This window comes from Streptomyces sp. URMC 127 (assembly GCF_051386535.1).
Taxonomy (GTDB): domain Bacteria; phylum Actinomycetota; class Actinomycetes; order Streptomycetales; family Streptomycetaceae; genus Streptomyces.
Map to the genome: position 1 here is coordinate 1 of NZ_JBPQTW010000479.1, position 725 is coordinate 725.

A 725-nucleotide genomic window follows, 5' to 3' on the forward strand; every position below is an offset into this window, starting at 1 on the left:
CAAGCACGCCTGACCAGACCCTTCCCGATCCCGAGAACGGAGCCCGTCATGGAGACCGTGTCCTACACGTCGCAGTGGACCGCGGCCGCCCGCGCCCTGGAGAGCGAGCGGAGCGACGCCCTCTTCGTCGACCCGCTGGCCCGTGCGCTCGCCGAGCCCAAGGGGTTCGAGCTGCTCGACCACTACGGCGGCGGCGGACTCGTGGAGTTCGTGGCCGTCCGCACCCGCTACCTCGACGACGCGATCAACGACGCGGTGGCGCAGGGCATCCGGCAGGTCGTGCTGATCGCGGCCGGCATGGACACTCGCGCCTACCGGCTGACGCTCCCGCAGGACGTCCGCGTCTACGAGGTCGACCACCAGGCCCTGATCGACGAGAAGGAGAAGCGCCTCGCCCAGCTGGGCTCCCCGGCGCCGACCGTCAACCTGCAGCGGGTCGGGGCCGACCTGGCCGGCGACTGGTCCGCGGCGCTGCGCGCCACCGACTTCGACCCCGCGCAGCCCACCCTGTGGATCCCCGAGGCCCTGCTGTTCTTCCTGACCGAGGAGCAGTCCGCCACCCTGATGCGCACCTTCGCGGCCAACTCCGCCCCCGGCAGCCAGGTCGCCGTGGACATCCTCAGCAAGGCCCTGCTGCGCAGCCCCGCCACCCAGATCTTCCTGTCCGCCCTCAACGAGGACGGGATCCCCTGGCTCTTCGGCACCGACGAGCCGGAGGAGTTCAT

Annotated in this window: 1 protein-coding gene; it reads left to right on the forward strand. The window is 71.3% G+C overall.

Going from position 1 to position 725, the window contains the following annotated elements; all coding sequences use genetic code 11:
* Nucleotides 1-48: 48 nt before the first annotated feature.
* Nucleotides 49-725, forward strand: a 677-nt coding sequence (locus ACSNOH_RS35005; protein ID WP_436725475.1) for a class I SAM-dependent methyltransferase, incomplete at its 3' end; no start/stop codon positions are given.